This is a genomic window from Photobacterium profundum (genome assembly GCF_003026285.1).
Lineage (GTDB): Bacteria > Pseudomonadota > Gammaproteobacteria > Enterobacterales > Vibrionaceae > Photobacterium > Photobacterium profundum.
Genome location: NZ_PYOD01000002.1, coordinates 93,504 through 111,718, shown reverse-complemented (window position 1 = coordinate 111,718; position 18,215 = coordinate 93,504). Strand labels below are relative to the sequence as shown.

The 18,215-nt window shown below is 43.1% G+C and carries 10 protein-coding genes (1 of these 10 only partly in view); 4 read left to right on the top strand and 6 right to left on the bottom strand.

Annotated features, from left to right (window positions below):
• Positions 1-115 precede the first annotated feature (115 nt).
• From C9J48_RS05335 to C9J48_RS05325, 3 genes are all read left to right on the top strand, one after another.
• Positions 116-511, top strand: a complete 396-nt coding sequence (locus C9J48_RS05335) for a hypothetical protein (protein ID WP_006229280.1) — start codon at positions 116-118, stop codon at positions 509-511.
• A gap of 168 nt (positions 512-679) precedes the next feature.
• Positions 680-1,303 carry an NAD(P)H-dependent oxidoreductase gene (locus C9J48_RS05330; RefSeq protein WP_006229281.1) on the top strand — a complete coding sequence of 208 codons (624 nt, stop codon included), beginning with the start codon at positions 680-682 and terminating at the stop codon, positions 1,301-1,303.
• Positions 1,300-3,243: a monovalent cation:proton antiporter-2 (CPA2) family protein gene (locus C9J48_RS05325; RefSeq protein WP_006229282.1), complete on the top strand. Its 1,944-nt coding sequence runs from the start codon at positions 1,300-1,302 to the stop codon at positions 3,241-3,243. Before C9J48_RS05330 ends, C9J48_RS05325 begins: the two co-directional genes overlap by 4 nt.
• A gap of 176 nt (positions 3,244-3,419) precedes the next feature.
• Here C9J48_RS05325 and C9J48_RS05320 read toward each other — a convergent pair whose 3' ends face one another.
• From C9J48_RS05320 to C9J48_RS05295, 6 genes are read right to left on the bottom strand one after another with little or no spacing between them, the layout of a single operon-like run.
• Positions 3,420-5,546, bottom strand: coding sequence for a type I secretion system permease/ATPase (locus C9J48_RS05320; RefSeq protein WP_006229283.1), 2,127 nt, complete (start codon positions 5,544-5,546; stop codon positions 3,420-3,422).
• Positions 5,543-7,486 carry a bifunctional diguanylate cyclase/phosphodiesterase gene (locus C9J48_RS05315; protein ID WP_036802613.1) on the bottom strand — a complete coding sequence of 648 codons (1,944 nt, stop codon included), beginning with the start codon at positions 7,484-7,486 and terminating at the stop codon, positions 5,543-5,545. Before C9J48_RS05315 ends, C9J48_RS05320 begins: the two co-directional genes overlap by 4 nt.
• 5 nt (positions 7,487-7,491) lie before the next feature.
• Positions 7,492-8,157, bottom strand: coding sequence for a transglutaminase-like cysteine peptidase (locus C9J48_RS05310; RefSeq protein WP_036802615.1), 666 nt, complete (start codon positions 8,155-8,157; stop codon positions 7,492-7,494).
• 28 nt (positions 8,158-8,185) lie between these two features.
• The gene (locus tag C9J48_RS05305) at positions 8,186-8,776 is read right to left on the bottom strand and encodes an OmpA family protein (RefSeq protein ID WP_006229286.1); all 591 of its coding nucleotides are present in this window, start codon (positions 8,774-8,776) and stop codon (positions 8,186-8,188) included.
• Between the two features lie 17 nt (positions 8,777-8,793).
• On the bottom strand, positions 8,794-10,107 hold the full coding sequence (locus C9J48_RS05300) for a TolC family outer membrane protein (protein ID WP_006229287.1): 1,314 nt from the start codon (positions 10,105-10,107) through the stop codon (positions 8,794-8,796).
• A 5-nt stretch (positions 10,108-10,112) separates the two neighbouring features.
• Positions 10,113-11,507: an HlyD family type I secretion periplasmic adaptor subunit gene (locus tag C9J48_RS05295; protein ID WP_006229288.1), complete on the bottom strand. Its 1,395-nt coding sequence runs from the start codon at positions 11,505-11,507 to the stop codon at positions 10,113-10,115.
• A gap of 566 nt (positions 11,508-12,073) precedes the next feature.
• Here C9J48_RS05295 and C9J48_RS27825 point away from each other — a divergent pair.
• On the top strand, positions 12,074-18,215 hold the beginning of the coding sequence (locus tag C9J48_RS27825) for a T1SS-143 repeat domain-containing protein (protein WP_006229289.1). 23,396 nt of this gene lie beyond the right edge of the window; 6,142 of the gene's 29,538 nt are visible here — the first part of the coding sequence; it begins with the start codon at positions 12,074-12,076; its stop codon lies off the right edge, out of view.

Sequence of the window (18,215 nt, the reverse complement as noted above, 5' to 3'; positions counted from 1 at the left end):
CCTTAAATTTCATTTATCCGGCTATGCCCAAGTTACTTTAAGGTGCTCTGAATCCTGCACCTTGAGGGTTACTTGGGTATACACTTTAAAAGTCTAATGAGCTTGGAATTGAACGATGAAGACGGTAAATAGCGTATTTAAGGGCAAAGTGCGGTGGGAGGTACTGGGCTTGCTAAGCGTTTTGTTGAATGGGGTGGCTTATGCTGATGAAACACCCGCTCGTTGCGATATATATATAAAAGGCAGTGAACAGCCAGCTATTTCGTTTCCTTGTACATTTTCTCAACGGCGAGGACATGTAACGATAACGCGATCTGATGAGGTCACTTATAGCTTTATACCTATAGGGGATACCCCTGGTAACTATGAAGATCAAAAGGGGAATGCCGTTTATAGGCAAAGAGGGCTGGGGGTCGATGGTGTGATCTTTAAATTGAAAAATGAGTCTGTTTACATTTATTGGGATGCAACAAGCTTAGAGCAAAAAACGAACGAAAAAAAAGAGCCATAATGATATTCTCATTGTAATTTAATCGTAAATTCTTTCATCTGTTCTATTTTTATATCAGTGGCTTAAGTTAATCTGTAGGGATAATGTTATATGTCGATTAAGTATCAAGGTATAAACCATCGAGCTATAAACAGAAAAAATAATTAAAACAAAAATCATAGGGACAGCATGTCTGACATACCAAAAAAAATACTGATCCTTTTTGCGCACCCGTCGCAATCGCGTTCAGAAGTTAATTCACCATTGTTTGAAGCATCCAAAACTATTGATAATGTAACAACGGTAGATCTCTACAGTGAGTACCCCACATTTAGAATTAACATCGATATCGAACAGCAACGTTTGCGTGATCACGATGTTATTGTCTTTATGTTTCCACTCTACTGGTATTCAACACCAGCGATTTTAAAAGAGTGGCAAGATTTGGTATTGGAATATGGTTTTGCTTATGGTTCAAATGGTACGGCACTACATGGTAAAAGTTTCTTATGCTCACTAACCGCTGGTGGTTCTGAAAAAGCTTATCATTCAGATGGGTATAATCATTTTACTATTCGAGAATTACTTCAACCTTTAGAGCAAACGGCTGATCTAACGGGTATGCAGTTTCTAGCACCATTTGCTTTGTTTGGATCGCGTACTGCTGTTGAAGAAAAGCGTATTCATGCACATGTCGATGATTGGAAGGAAGTGCTCGTTGCTTTGCGAGATAATAAGATGGATTTGGTACTCGCAAGTGAGTTATCAAAACTAAATCATGATCTTCCACGACTTATTAAGGATTATTCATGACGGGGTATTTTCTTCAGGCATTTATTTATTTATTTGCGGCTGTTATTGCAGTGCCAATCGCTAAAAGATTAGGGTTAGGTTCCGTATTAGGGTACTTAATTGCAGGTGTGGTAATCGGGCCTGTTATTGGTTTAGTGGGTAGCGAGACAACCACCATTCAACACTTTGCTGAATTTGGCGTTGTGATGATGTTGTTTTTAGTGGGGCTAGAGTTAGAACCAAGAATGCTTTGGGATATGCGCCATCGCCTTATTGGCTTAGGAGGGCTACAGGTTGGGCTTAGTACCTTTATAGTTATGGCAATTGCCATGGCTATGGGAATTGGTTGGACGGTTGCTTTAACCATTGGTTTGATTTTTTCATTGTCTTCAACTGCAATTGTATTGCAGACATTTAATGAGAAAGGGCTAGGTAAGACTGAAGGCGGTCGTACTGCATTTTCAGTTCTTCTGTTCCAAGATATTGCGGTTATCCCAATGCTGGCGTTAATTCCATTGTTGGCGTTACCAGAGTTAGTAGAAAAAGCGCAAAATCTAGTGCAAACAGCATCTGAACATAGCGAAGAGCTTAGCCTTGTTGTAGGGCTTCCGGGGTGGGCGTACGCCATTGTTGTTATTACTGCGATTGTTATCGTTGTTGTTGGTGGGCACTTTTTAAGTCGTCCACTATTTCGCTTTGTTGCCAGTTCAGGCTTACGAGAGATATTTACCGCCACAGCACTTATGCTGGTGATTGGTATTGCTGCTTTAATGAGTCTGGTTGGGTTATCACCAGCGCTGGGCACTTTCTTAGCCGGTGTCGTACTGGCTAACAGCGAATTCAGACATGAGCTTGAATCTAACCTTGAGCCGTTTAAAGGTCTATTACTGGGGTTATTTTTTATCACAGTCGGTGCAGGCATTGATTTTAATGTGTTATTCGGTGAGTTCGGTACAGTAATTGGTCTAACACTGGCGGTTATGCTTATTAAAGCTACCGTGTTGCTTGTACTGTCATTCATCTTTAAGGTGCAAGGTAGCGATCGTTGGCTTTTTGCTCTTAGCTTGGCACAAGCGGGTGAGTTTGGTTTTGTTCTATTGAGCTATACCGTGCAAAACCATGTGCTGCCAACTGATATTGCACAGACGCTATCATTAGTTGTAGCTCTGTCTATGTTTTTAACACCGGGCTTATTTATCTTGTTCGACAAGGTAATTTTACCGCGTTTCCAGAAAACAGAAAACGAACGAGAGGCCGATGTAATTGATGAGCAAGGTACGGTAATTATCGCGGGTATTGGTCGTTTTGGTCAGATTGTTAATCGCTTGCTGGTGGCTAATGGGGTTAAAACCGTCGTACTCGATCACGAGGTTGGTCAGATTGAAAACATGCGCAGTATAGGCATTAAAAGCTTCTTTGGTGATGCGACGCGTCCTGATTTGCTGCACACATCAGGAATAGAAGAAGCCAAAGTTATGATTGTGGCTATCGATGATAAAGAGCGTGCGGTTGAATTGGTGAAATATGTGAGAAAAACCTATCCGCATATTCGCATATTGGCGCGTGCCTACGACCGAGGACATCATTATGCGCTACGTTGTGCAGGGGCTGATTATATGATTAGCGAAACCTACCGTTCTGCATTGGCACTAGGTACTCAAGCATTGAAAGACGTTGGCTTTCATCCATTCCGTGCAGAGCAGCTTAAAGCCGCATTTGTCGAAACAGAAGCGCAAAGCAAAGAAGTGCTCTATCAAACATGGAAAGAAAGCACGGAAGAGAACAAGTTTAATGCCTCTTATCGTGAACTCTTTATGCAGCTAGAAGAAGCTCTAGGGGAAGCGATGAAAGGTGAGCGCAGTGACAAACATGCAAAGAGTGAACGTGGCTGGACACCACCACCAAAAGGGTACTCGGATGTTGTCGAGAAACTACAAGAAGAAAAGGGCAGTGAAGATTAGAAACAATTATCTTCTGTTTAGTGACTGCACTTAACAATCAAAAGTGGTGAATTAGGGCTGTGGATATAGCGCTTAACTCACCACTTTTATTTTATTGCTCAAGTACTTCTTACTGTTTATTTTTCTATTTTATCATTGGCAGTTATGGCTAGCTTCTTTTCTTTGAGCTATGTGGCTTATTCGTTGCTTGCCCTTGCTCGACTAACGTTGCCTTCACTTAATTGTTTAAGCACCTGATTTTTAGGACCATCAGCAATAATATGCCCTTGTTCCATCACGATTAAGCGATCAACGATATCTAACATACTGGTTTTATGGGTGATAAGAATAAGCGTTTCGTCTTTAGATAAGCTTTTTAATTGATGCTTAATGTACATTTCTGAACGGTTGTCCATGCTGCTTGTTGGCTCATCCATTAACAGCACGGGAGGTTTACCAACAATCGCGCGTGCAATAGCAATGGCTTGACGCTGGCCCCCAGAAAGAGATGCGCCCCCTTCACCGACTTGCTTCTCTAAGCCAGCTGCATCTTGCTGCGTAAAGCTTGTTACCCCTGCGCGTTCTGCTGCAAGCAGAATTTCTTGGTCCGTCGTTAACGGGCGACCCAGTATGATGTTGTCGCGAATAGAACCGAAAAACAAAGTAATATCTTGTGGTACACAGCCAATATTACGGCGTACATCAATATGATGAAGCTGATTGATATCGGTATCATCAATTTGAACCGATCCTTCTATGGGCTGGTATAAGCCCATAATCAAGCGCTCAATCGTGGTTTTCCCTGAACCAATACGCCCAATGATGGCTACCTTTTCACCCGGATTAATCGTGAAGCTCACGTCTTTAAGTGCTGCGTTGGTTGCATTGGGGTAAGTGAAACTCACTTTATTAAACTCAATTTTACCTTTGATAACAGGACGGTGAATGTAGCGCTTACCGTCTTCTTGTTCTGTCGGCATTTGCATGAGTTGCTCGATGATTGTCATCGCTGATTTTGCTTGATTATAGCGAGTTGATAGCAATGAAAGTTGTACCATAGGGCCAACAGCTCGTCCGCTTAACATAGTGGCGGCAATGAGTCCGCCCATGGTTAACTGACCATCAGCAATGAGATATACGCCAAATACGATCATGGCAACGGACACAAACTGCTGTAAGAACCCAGCCGTGTTTTGAACCGAGTCGGTAAGACGACGAGATTTGATCCCCCAGTTGGCCATGTGGGCAACCGCTTCTTCCCAACGATATTGAAACTGATTTTGTGCCCCAAACAGTTTCACGGTTTCCAAGCCACTTAAGCTTTCAATTAAGTTCGCATTTTTTTGCGATGAAAGACGAGAACCTTCTTCAATACTACGGCGTAAAGGGCGTTGAATGAGTAAGCTATAAATAGCCAGAATAGTTACCGCAACCAAAGGAACAAGTGCTAGAGGGCCTGCAACAAACCAAATAATAAGAAGAAACATCAATGCAAAAGGTAAATCAATCATTGATGAAACGGTCGCAGAGGTAAAAAATTCTCTTATAGATTCAAACTCTTGCATATGGCGAGCAAACGCACCCACCGAAGGTGGCTTGGCTTCCATTCGAATGCCCATTACTCGGCTAAATATTTTAGCTGAAATTAACAGGTCTGATTTTTTTCCGGCTAAGTCAATGAAGTAACTGCGCATGACTTTTAGCACTAAATCAAAGCCAAAAATAATGGTGATACCAATTGCCAGTACCCATAAAGAGTCAAACGCAAGATTAGGTACTATTTTATCGTAAACAAGACGAGTAAAAAGAGGGGCAGAAATAGCAAATATATTGATCAAAATGGAAGCGATGAAAACATCTCGGTAGATATTACGAGATTCCCACAGCGTACTCCAAAACCAGTGGCCATCACGGGTTTTTAATATTTCAGGTGAACGCTCATCATAACGAAAGCGTTTTTTCATCAAAAATAAATGACCAGTGTATTGCTGGTTTAAGTCATCAAGGCTTATCCATTGCTGGCTATCATCTGATTGCGCCAGCACAACTTCTACTTCGCCTTTTTCATTATCTACACTTAGTACAACACATGCATCGCCGCCTTTTAATAGTGCGACGACAGGGAATAATAACGGTGAGATGTCTTTGAGTGCAATTTTGCTATCTTTGGCTTGTAAACCTGCTTTTTCGGCCGCACGAGGTAGAAGAAATGGAGTAAGAAGACCATCGGCTAGGGGGAGATCTGCAACCAAGGCTTCAGGAGAGTTAGCCTGTCCATAATAGCGGCTAACATAGACTAAAGACTGCAGTAGAGGGTCTTTCATACGGTTCTCTCGCTATTTATTTTATCTACCACATAGCCTTGGAAACCTCGCACCATGAGTTCGGTCAGCTTTTCTTGTTGGCTGATTGTTTCAACACGAGTGGCGATGGTGGTAATTAATAGATTATTCGCTGTGCGGGTAATTGATGCGAGTACATCAGCTTTGACTTGATGCTCAATTTGGTGAGTATATGCAAAATCCAGTTTTACATAAGCCGGACGAAACTTATTAAGGTAACCGATCGAACTGAAATTATGTCCAAAATTATCGATACCAAAGGCGAAGTTATTTTGATGGATGATTTCACACAATAACCCTGCATTGTCGCTATGTTTGATAAAACAAATTTCAGGAAGCTCAAATATAATGCGTTCTTTCAATTGTGGGTTAGATTGCATTTTATTGGCTAACCAGCGAATGAAGCCAGTGTCGTTCACACTGCTTTTTGTAATATTAACGGCAATGTTACCGACATTTTTATCGCTATTTAGCATAATGAATAGCTCATCGATGATGTGCATATCCATATGTGTACCCGCATTTAATTGTTCTATTGCACCTAAGAATTGTGCTGCCGAATAATGTTGGCTGCCTTTCTTTATGTAGGCAAATGCTTCTTGATGGAGGGTATTCTGGTGATGATCAATTGCTTTTTGAAAGTTGAATTTAAACAACTTATTAGCAATAGCTTCGTCTACTAATGCTTTCCATTGTTGCTTACCCATAGTGGTTTGTTTACTGGTGTCGCTTTGCTCTTTTACATCAAATAATGCAAGGGGCTCTTGCGGTTGTTGCTTTGCTTGCATTAAAGCATTGTCAGCTTGAGCAAGTAGCGATGTAATATTGTCATCATGGTTGCGCATGACTAAACCGACAGTCGCTTGAACTGGAGCAAGATCAAGAGGATCGCTCTGCAGTTCAGATGTCATGTGCAGTAATGAGCTGCCAATTATCTTTAGCTCTGCAGCTGTGATATTTGGCGCGAGTAACATAAATTCGCATTGGTTAAGACGTGCGATAGTGTAATCATCATTGATGAGTTCTTTCATTCGAACAGACAGTGTTTGTACGAGGTGGTCACCGGCCTCATACCCATCGAGTGCATAGGCATCTGTGATTAAATCAACTTTCAATAATGCAATGCCGCCTTCTGATGGTGATGTTAACCAAGAATTAAGCTGAGTCATTAAGTAGCTACGGTTTGCCAGCCCTGAAACTGGATCCTGATAAGCCCTAATACGTAAGTTATCGGCTTCTTGTGCTTGTTGCTCAAAATGGATTTTAAGCTGTGCGCTCATATGGTTAAACGCAACAACAACATCACTTAATTCACGAATTTTGGGAATAGATAAAGGATCATCAAATTGATTATTCGACATTTGACGAGCACGAAGTTGAATCGCCTTTAGTGGCTTGAGCACTTTTGACAAAATAAATGCGAGGAATATTAAGCCTAATAAGAACGTGGATGTAAAACCGATCAGGAGTTGTAAGCTGGCTTGCCAAAGTTGCTGGTAAGCATAGATCGAGCTGCTGGTTACAGTGAGGCTTGCCAATTGCATCCAACCGCTAGTGAGTGTAGTGGAACGCGTGATCGGTTCAATGATGATTATGCTTTGAAACCAGTCGGGCACACCTGTTACCTGAGTCGGGTAGCTGCGTATAATCTCCCCGTTGTCATTCAGCATACTTAAGTGCACTTTGCTGTAAAAGCTGCTGTCAAAGGTGGCGTTGATAACAGATTCTGCAGATATTGTGTCATTGACTTCTAGATAGGGGGCCAACGCCATACCAACAGCACTGATCGCGTTATCTATTTCTGTTGATTGTTGCTCACGTAAAAAGTCACGTGTTGTGTTGAATTGAATCACAAACACAGAGGTGATAAGCGCAAAAAATACAACCAGCATCCATATCAAGAGTTGTCTATAAAGTGTCATTGTGGTCACTCATCAAAGTTAATTTTAGGTCTATTCAGTTTTATACGATCTGAACGTTGGCGTAGGTCATTCCACAAACTTAACCTGGAAGCTTTACCTGCTAACTGTCCTTGTCCTTTCTGTTTCATTAACCAGAGTTTGCTAGCATTAAAGCTGTATATAGGCAGTAAATCTGGTCGTTTTGTTGCTGGCTTAATGTCACCATCAAGGTTATCAAGCAGCAATGGTACAGATGACGGGGTAGGGTAATAGGCTACCACCATATGAAATTGATTGAGCTTTAGGGCTTTTACATATACTAATCGTAACTTGTTATCGGCAACGCCCAATTCACGCAACGAGAAGTATTTTGCAATACTGAAATCTTCACAATCACCAGCCCCCACACCTAGAAACTCAAGAGGGGTCGCCCAGAAGTCTTCTTTTCCCCATAACTTGATATCATCAATAAAAATCAACTGGTTAAAGAAATCATTCACTTCTTGTAGCTTGGTATCAATATCTTGTAAAGCATTATCATTGACAATATTCCGCCATGCCGTCACTCGCTTTCCAGCGCGTTCGCCATAAAATTGCATGATGGTATTGATCTGTTTCGACTCTTTATCCGTCAGTGCAATAGCACTTGCTGATAATAATAGAGCGAGAACCCAGAAAGCCACTCTCTTCATTCTATTTGATCAATTATCAGTAAATGCATTAATTATCTCTTAACGTAAAAATAGTCCACTCTTCAACAAGGCTACCTTTTGAACCGATAACACGCGCAACAACACGGCGGCTAAGTGTGTTTGTAGCTTCACTTGATTCTGCTGCAATTGGTTCAGCGTCGCCAAAGCCAATTGTTTTTATTCGTTGAGGAGCAACACCTTCGGCAATGAGCTGCTCTCGTACTTTTGTTGCTCGTCGTTTTGATAGGCCAATATTGTATTCTGAGTTACCAACAGGGCTCGCATAACCTTTTAATTCAATATACGCTTCTGGGTAGACATCTAAAAAATCAGCCATGCGTTGAATTTCGGACAAAAAGGCTTCAGGTATTGCCGTTGAATCATTGGCAAAAAGAACCCGCACATCATTCTCTTCTTCACGGTTTATGCTGGTTGGGCAGCCATCGTTATCAACGATAGCTGAGTGTGGAGTGTCTGCACATTTATCACGGGCGTTAATCACACCATCTTTATCGAAGTCTCGCTGGTCTTGTGATTGTTCAGCAATAGGCGGATCTTCCACTGTGACAGAACAGCCAAATAAGGTGAGTGCTAATAAACCGGTTACAGTTCGTTTCATTGTTATTATTCCCTTATTTATTTGACTGTTTTAACCCAGCTTTCTGGTACATCAACACGCATTTCATCGAGTAGTAAACCTGTCGCATTTAACACACGATACTTGGCTAAAATACCGCTGTAGTGGGCATTCAAGTAGGCTTTTCGTGATTCAAATAGCTCATTTTCTGTGTTCAAAACGTCGAGTAATGTTCGTTTACCAATCCTAAATTGTTTTTCATACGCGATGACTGTTCGAGCAGAAGCATCAACATGTTCTTGCAAAAATTTAGTTTGATCAGATGCTAGTTCCATGGCACTCCAGGCTAAACGCGTGCCTTCATCTAGCATGCGGTGGGCGCGATCACGAACATCTTTAGATTTATTGATTTGGTATGCCGCACGACGACTTTTTGCAGCATCAGAGCCACCGTTATAGAGGTTATAACGCATTTTTAGCATTGCTTTGAACTCATCGGTATCACCACGTGAACCATCGAGTTCTTCTCCCCATTCTTGAGAAGCTTCAATACTGAATGATGGATAAAATGTGCCTTTAGCCTGTTCATATTGTTGCTGAGCAGCTTCGATGTCATTAGACGCTACATAAATAACAGGGTTGTTTTTTCGTGCTTTTTCCATGGCGTCATCAAGCGAGATCGCCACGTAATTGATGTCGACTTCTGGTTTTTCCAACGCTTCTGGGTATGCGCCAATTGTACGAATAAAAGCTGTGTTTTTGTCGTTTAGGTTACTTTTTGCTGATAATAAATTGGTGTTTGAGCGAGCTAGACGACCTGCTACTTGAGCAAGATCAGCAGTAGAACCAATACCTGAATCGGCACGTTTTTTAATATCTGAATACATGCGTTGGTGAACCGCAAAGTTGGCTTCAGACAGAGCTAATATTTCTTGAGCGCGTAATACATCGAGGTAACTTTCAGTGGCTGTTAATGCCATATCTTGTGCGTCAGACAATAATTGGTAACGTTGAGCTTCTGTTTCTGCTTTATTACGCTGAATATCGTTATACGTTATTGAGCCATCCCACAGTAATTGTCTGATTGATATTTTTGCATTTCGAGGGTCAAATTCCCCTTTAGTACCTAATTTATTATCGTAGTCTTCATAACCAATACCAGCCTCTAGATCGACAGAGGGTAGGTAGTCACCCGTTGATGCATCAATGAGTTCGTTACGACTCATAAATTCATTATAAGCACTTCGAATTTCAGGGTTTGAGCTTAATGTTTGGGCAATAGCTTGCTCTAATGATTGAGCCATCACAGGCATAGCCATAGATTGTAGGCTAATAAGTAGAGCGATTTTTTTAATGCGTTGTTTTATTATCATTATAATTACTCTCTTAACGCTGTTTGACGCGCTTTGAGCACTGGTTTAAGCAAATAATCTAAAACAGAACGCTTTCCTGTAATGATATCTGCCGATGCGGTCATGCCTGGGATGATAGGTAAGGGCTCACCATCTGGCCCTTTAAGGGTGTTATCTTCAGTCCTTATCCGTACTTGGTAATAACTATTTCCTTCTTCATCCTGAATTGTGTCTGCACTGATTGTTTCTAAGTAACCGGATAAACCACCGTAGACTGTAAAATCATAAGCACTAAATTTGAGCATTACAGGTAAATCTGGACGTAAAAACCCAATATCTTGAGGCGCGATTTTAGCCTCAATCAGTAAATTATCTTCTGATGGCACAATCTCAACTAAGTCCATTCCTGGTTGAATGACACCACCTACAGTATTGACATAAATCTTTTGGATTGTGCCTGTTACAGGAGATAAAACGACAGTTCGATTGACGCGATCTTCAAGACCCACCTGTGATTCTAATAAACTATCGAGTTGGTCACTGGTTTCATTCAATTCAGCTTGTGCTTCAGAGCGAAAATTAGATGCAATATTAATATATTTGAAGATGACTTCTTGAATTGTTGCCTGTGTTACCGGTATCTGTAGCTCTGCAGATGTCAATTCACGCTTAGTATCGTTTAGTTGTCGTTGCAGCTTAAGTAATTCAATCTTGGGTACAACGCCTTCATCAGCTAGAGGCTTTGTGATGTTATATTCTTTACTGGCGATGTTGTAGCTGCGTCGAAGGTTATTCATACGTGATTTAGTTTCGATTAATTCACGCTCTTTTTGACTAATTTGTTGTGCCATTCCTGATAACTGGTTTTGAACATTTGAAATTTTATCGTTGTATTCATTTTTTTGACGTTGAACCAGTCTCTTATGTTTATCTTCAAAATTGGCATCAAATTTAAGAATGTTATCTTTTATATCAACACTTTTTCGCCAGTTACTATTTGCATTTTTCTTGTTAACAGTGACGCTATTTAATAAAGCATTTAGGCGTATAGAGTCAGCTTGAGAGCCTGCCAAGTTTTGCGTTCGCTCACGAAAATCGGATCGGAATAGAGTATCATCAATCAATAGCAGCTTTTGATTTTGTTCAACATGTTGCCCTTCTTTTATCAATACCTCTTTGACGATGCCGCCTTCTAGATTTTGCACAATTTGCAGCTGAGATGATGGTATTACCTTACCCGTACCCACTGTTACTTTATCCAGTTTGGCGACAGATGCCCATGCAATTGCAACGATAAAAAACAACACCATTACCCAAAGCATTATTCGCGCACTATGTGGTGTATTTAGCAATAAAGCCGCAGATTTATCATCAACGAAGTCTAATTGAGTAGTTGAAAGTGGTCGTTTTTTTTTCGCCATAAAATTACCAATGCAGTAGCCTAAAAATGAATACAACAAACACCTAGTTACATTCTAGCCCTAAAAAAATATTCTTTATAAAACATAGAGTAAAAGTTTCATATCTTACTATTTTTTCTTATGTCATTAAATGCATCTTGCTCCACAGGTGCTTAAGGTACGTTTTTCTATACAAAACATGGATGAGGAATCTACTCATTATGCTATTCACTACTTATAAAATACACTTTTATGTGCAATTGGTTTAATTTGTCTTCTGTTAGTATGTTTGTAACAGATTATTTCAAATGATAAACTGCCAATATATTGACGTAAAGTGTTATTTTTACTAAAAGTATGAATGCTTTATCACAAAATGACGTCAAAAAAGTGATAGAAGCACAGTTTAACGATTAACGTACCATTATTGGAAAGTGTGCTTTTTAGACATTACTTCCAAATATTGAAAAACATACATGGTTTTATCCATGCTGATGAAGTTAGGTGTTTGATCTAACAAAATAATAATAAAGATAAAATCTTATGTGCGTATGTACATATCCAAGTGCTAACTGAGTGGTCTTTTTATGGATACGAACGATACAAAGAATATGGTTGATATGCAGGCTTCAAAGGATGTCGCTTTTATCATTAAAGCAGGGAACAAGGTTGTTCCTATAAAAGCTGACTATCAGATGCAATCAGATGATGTAGTCGTTGCAAATGCAGGTGCTAAATTTGTTGTGATGCAAAATGGCATCCCTACGATTGTGAATGAATCTTGCCCAGCTTGTATCATGATGTCCGTAGACGGTCTAAAAATCTCAGAGCTTAGTGATAGTGTATCGTTTAGCGCAGAAGGTGCGAGTAATTCTAGCTTTTCATCGAATGATGTAGCTGCAATTCAAAATGCAATTTTATCCGGCGAAGACCCAACAGAAACGCTAGAAGCAGCAGCTGCTGGTAATGAAGTACAGGGTTCGTCGAATAGCCGTTTTGTTGTTATCAATTATGATAATGACGAAATGTTGGCGCAAGCTGGCTTCGATACTGCCAATGAACAACAAGCAACTAATAATGAAGATGAAAGCTTGGCTGTTCTGACAGCTGAAGGAGGCGATACTGCGTCTATTTCTTTGGTGGAAGGCGATCTAAGTGCAGGAACATATCCGGTAGAAACTACTCAATCGGTCACTATTGAAGCTGGAACACAACCACTCGATCCTGACTCTTTTACGTTTGACTCTCTCATTCTTGATAGTTTACTTAGTGAGCTAAATAGTGAAATCACATCAGGTAGTGAGCCTGTTGAATTTATCTTTGATGCAGCTACGAATTCTATTATTGGTACGCAAAATGGCGAACTGGTACTAACCATTGACTTAGATACAAGCACCAATGGTCGAGATGTTACTGTCGATATCACGACGACATTACATAAACCTGTTGATCATACGGATGGCGCGAACAATAGCGGCTTAGTGACCAACGTTGATGATCAAATCAATATTAATGTGTCTATTCAGGGCACAGATACCAGCAACAATGCTCTCGATAATCCGGTTAAAATTGATATCGGTATTGCTGACGGTGCTGATCCGTCTTTTAGTACGGATACTGGCGTTATCATTAATGAGTCTACAGATAAAAACGAAGTAATTTCTGGTCAAATCCCATTGGATTTGGGTTCAGATGCGATTGATACGATTGTTTTCCAAGCTAACCAACCAGGATTAACTGGCATTACGAGTAATGGTCTGCCAACGACGTATACCGTTTCTGACAACACTATTACTGTTGTAGATAGTGCGAATAACCCAGTCATGACGGTGACCATTGCCACTGACGGTTCGTACGATGTCACAGTTACAGGTCCAATCGACCAAGGTGACAGTGAATCCACCAATATTGATTTGAACGTGACTGCCACTGACAAAGATGGTGATACCACTGACGGTTCGATGGATATCACTATTAATGATGGCATTAATGCTGCGGGTGGTGACCTAGGTGCGCTCACGCTGAATGAAGGCGATTTGGACACGGCGGGTGACGGTGTTAATCCGAACGATTCCGATACCACATACCCAGCCTCGCAATCAGGCTCATTCATTATCAAAGCGGGTGAAGACAGCCTTGTTCCAAGTTCAGTAAAGGTTGATCCAGCATTACAAAGTGATTTGATCACTGAACTGCAAAATGAACTGACTTCAGGCGGCGAGGCGCTGACCTTTGAAGTGGATAGTAACGGCAATCTGGTCGGTAAACTGCCAAATGGTGTTGTGGCTGTAACCGTTACCTTGTCGGGCGAACAACAAGGTCAAGACGTGAAAGTCACAGTGACCATCACGCAGAATGTCCCACTGGATCATAATGGCTCAGACGGAACGGGTTACATTACTTCTGCCAATAATGACATTCACATCAATGTGCCCGTGCAAGCCACTGATACTGACGGCGATGATTTAGATACGCCTGCCAATGTGGACATCACCATTACCGATGGTGCGAACCCATCGTTCGGTACTGATTCGGGTATCACAATTGATGAAACCACGCAGAAAGGCGATGTGATTTCCGGTCAGATCCCACTGGATGTGGGCTCTGATGAGATTGATACCATTGTGTTCCAAGTGGCTCAACCTGGATTAACAGGGATCACCAGTAATGGTGAAGCGACGACGTTTACGGTTGTGGGGAATACCCTGACGGTTCTCGACAGTGCTGGCGACACCGTGATGACAGTGACCATCGCGACTGACGGATCGTATGAAGTGACTGTAACAGGTCCGATCGATCAAGGTGACAGTGAATCCACCAATATTGACCTGAACGTGACTGCCACTGATAAAGATGGCGATACCACTGACGGTTCGATGGATATCACTATCAATGATGGCATCAATGCTGCGGGTGATGACCAAGGTGCGCTCACACTGAATGAAGGCGATTTAGACACGGGTGGTGACGGTGTTAATCCGAGCGATACCGACACCACATACCCCGCATCACAATCAGGCTCATTCGTTATCAAAGCGGGTGAAGACAGCCTTGTTCCGGGTTCAGTAAAAATCGACCCAGCATTACAAAGTGACTTGATCACCGAACTGCAAAATGAACTGACTTCGGGCGGCGAGGCGCTGACCTTTGAAGTGGATAATAACGGTAACCTAGTTGGTACATTGCCGAATGGTGATGTGGCTGTCACGGTTACCCTGTCGGGCGAGCAACAAGGTCAAGACGTGAAAGTCACAGTGACCATCACGCAGAATGTCCCACTGGATCATAATGGCTCAGACGGAACGGGTTACATTACTTCCGCCAATGATGACATTCACATCAATGTACCCGTGCAGGCAACAGATACTGACGGTGATGATTTAGATACCCCCGCCAATGTGGACATCACTATTACCGACGGCGCTAATCCATCATTCGGTGCTGATTCTGGCGTGACGATTAATGAGTCAACAGATAAAGGCGATGTGATTTCCGGTCAGATCCCACTGGATGTGGGCTCTGATGCGATTGATACCATTGAATTCCAAGCTAGCCAGCCAGGATTAGCGGGGGTCACCAGTAATGGTGAGGTGACGACATTCACGGTTGTGGGGAATACCCTGACGGTTCTCGACAGTGCAGGCGATACCGTGATGACGGTGACCATTGCCACTGACGGTTCGTATGAAGTGATCGTCACTGGTCCTGTTGACCAAGGTGACAGTGAATCGACCAATATTGACTTGAACGTCACTGCCACTGATAAAGATGGTGACACCACTGACGGTTCGATGGATATCACTATCACTGACGGTACCAATGCAGCGGGTGGTGACCAAGGTGCGCTAACACTGAACGAAGGTGATTTAGATACGGCGGGTGACGGTGTTAATCCGAGCGATACCGACACCACATACCCCGCATCACAATCAGGCTCATTCGTTATCAAAGCGGGTGAAGACAGCCTTGTTCCAAGTTCAGTAAAGGTTGATCCAGCATTACAAAGTGATTTGATCACTGAACTGCAAAATGAACTGGCTTCAGGCGGCGAGGCGCTGACCTTTGAAGTGGATAATAACGGTAACCTAGTTGGTACATTGCCGAATGGCGATGTGGCTGTGACCGTTTCCTTGTTTGGCGAACAACAAGGTCAAGACGTGAAAGTCACAGTGACCATCACGCAGAATGTCCCACTGGATCATACTAATACCGGCGACAGCGAAGGCTACATTACTTCCGTCAATGATGACATTCACATCAATGTGCCCGTGCAAGCCACTGATACTGACGGCGATGATTTAGATACGCCTGCCAATGTGGACATCACCATTACCGACGGTGCGAACCCATCTTTCGGTACTGATTCGGGTATCACAATTGATGAAACCACGCAGAAAGGCGATGTGATTTTCGGTCAGATCCCACTGGATGTGGGCTCAGATGCGATTGATACCATAGTGTTCCAAGCGGCTCAACCTGGATTAACAGGGATCACCAGTAATGGTGAAGCGACGACGTTCACGGTTGTGGGGAATACCCTAACGGTTCTCGACAGTGCAGGCGATACCGTGATGACGGTGACCATTGCCACTGACGGTTCGTATGAAGTGATCGTCACTGGTCCTGTTGACCAAGGTGACAGTGAATCGACCAATATTGACTTGAACGTCACTGCCACTGATAAAGATGGCGATACCACTGACGGTGCGATGGACATCACCATCACTGACGGCATCAATGCCGCGGGCGGTGACCAAGGTGCGCTCACACTGAACGAAGGCGATTTGGACACGGCGGGTGACGGTGTTAATCCGAGAGATACAGACTCTTCTTATCCAGTATCGCAATCAGGTTCGTTTGTTATCAAGGCGGGCGAAGACAGCCTTGTTCCGGGTTCAGTAAAAATCGACCCAGCATTACAAAGTGATCTGATCACTGAACTGCAAAATGAACTGACCTCAGGTGGTGAGGCGCTGACATTTGAGGTTGATACGAGCGGTAATCTGGTTGGCAAACTGCCGAACGGTGATGTGGCTGTAACCGTTACCTTGTCTGGCGAGCAGCAAGGTCAAGACGTGAAAGTCACAGTGACCATCACGCAGAATGTTCCACTGGATCATAATGGTTCAGATGGAGTGGGCTACATTACCTCTGCCAATGATGAGATTCACATCAACGTACCCGTGCAGGCCACTGACACTGACGGTGATGATTTAGATATCCCTGCCAATGTGGATATCACGATCACCGACGGTGCGAACCCATCGTTCGGTACTGATTCGGGTATCACAATTCATGAAACTACGCAGAAAGGTAATGTGATTTCCGGTCAGATCCCATTGGATGTGGGCTCAGATGCGATTGATACCATAGTGTTCCAAGCGGCTCAACCTGGATTAACAGGGATCACCAGTAATGGTGAAGCGACGACGTTCACGGTTGTGGGGAATACCCTAACGGTTCTCGACAGTGCAGGCGATACCGTGATGACGGTGACCATTGCCACTGACGGTTCGTATGAAGTGATCGTCACTGGTCCTGTTGACCAAGGTGACAGTGAATCGACCAATATTGACTTGAACGTCACTGCCACTGATAAAGATGGCGACACCACTGACGGTGCGATGGACATCACCATCACTGACGGCATCAATGCCGCGGGCGGCGACCAAGGTGCGCTCACACTGAACGAAGGCGATTTGGACACGGCGGGTGACGGTGTTAATCCGAACGATTCCGATACGACATACCCAGCCTCGCAATCAGGTTCGTTTGTTATCAAGGCGGGTGAAGACAGCCTTGTTCCGGGTTCAGTAAAAATCGACCCAGCATTACAAAGTGACTTGATCACCGAACTGCAAAATGAACTGACCTCAGGTGGCGAGGCGCTGACCTTTGAAGTGGATAATAACGGTAACCTAGTTGGTACATTGCCGAATGGTGATGTGGCTGTCACGGTTATCCTGTCGGGCGAGCAACAAGGTCAAGACGTGAAGGTCACGGTGACTATCGAACAGAATGTCCCGCTTGATCATAATGGCTCAAACGGTACGGGCTACATTACTTCTGCCAATGATGACATTCACATCAATGTACCCGTGCAAGCGACTGACACTGACGGCGATGATTTAGATACGCCTGCCAATGTGGACATCACCATTACCGATGGTGCGAACCCATCATTCGGTGCTGATTCTGGCGTGACAATTAATGAGACAACAGATAAAGGCAATACGATTGAAGGTCAGATCCCATTGGATGTGGGTTCAGATGCGATTGATACGATTGTTTTCCAAGTGGCTCAACCTGGATTAACAGGGATCACCAGTAATGGTGAAGCGACGACGTTTACGGTTGTGGGGAATACCCTGACGGTTCTCGACAGTGCTGGCGACACCGTGATGACAGTGACTATCGCGACTGACGGATCGTATGAAGTGACTGTAACAGGTCCGATCGATCAAGGTGATAGCAAATCCACAAATATCGACTTAAACGTGACAGCCACTGACAAAGATGGTGATACCACTGACGGTTCGATGGATATCACTATTAATGATGGTACCAATGCTGCGGGTGGTGACTTAGGTGCACTCACGCTGAATGAAGGCGATTTGGACACGGCGGGTGACGGTGTTAATCCGAGAGATACAGACTCTTCTTATCCAGTATCGCAATCAGGTTCGTTTGTTATCAAGGCGGGCGAAGACAGCCTTGTACCGGGTTCAG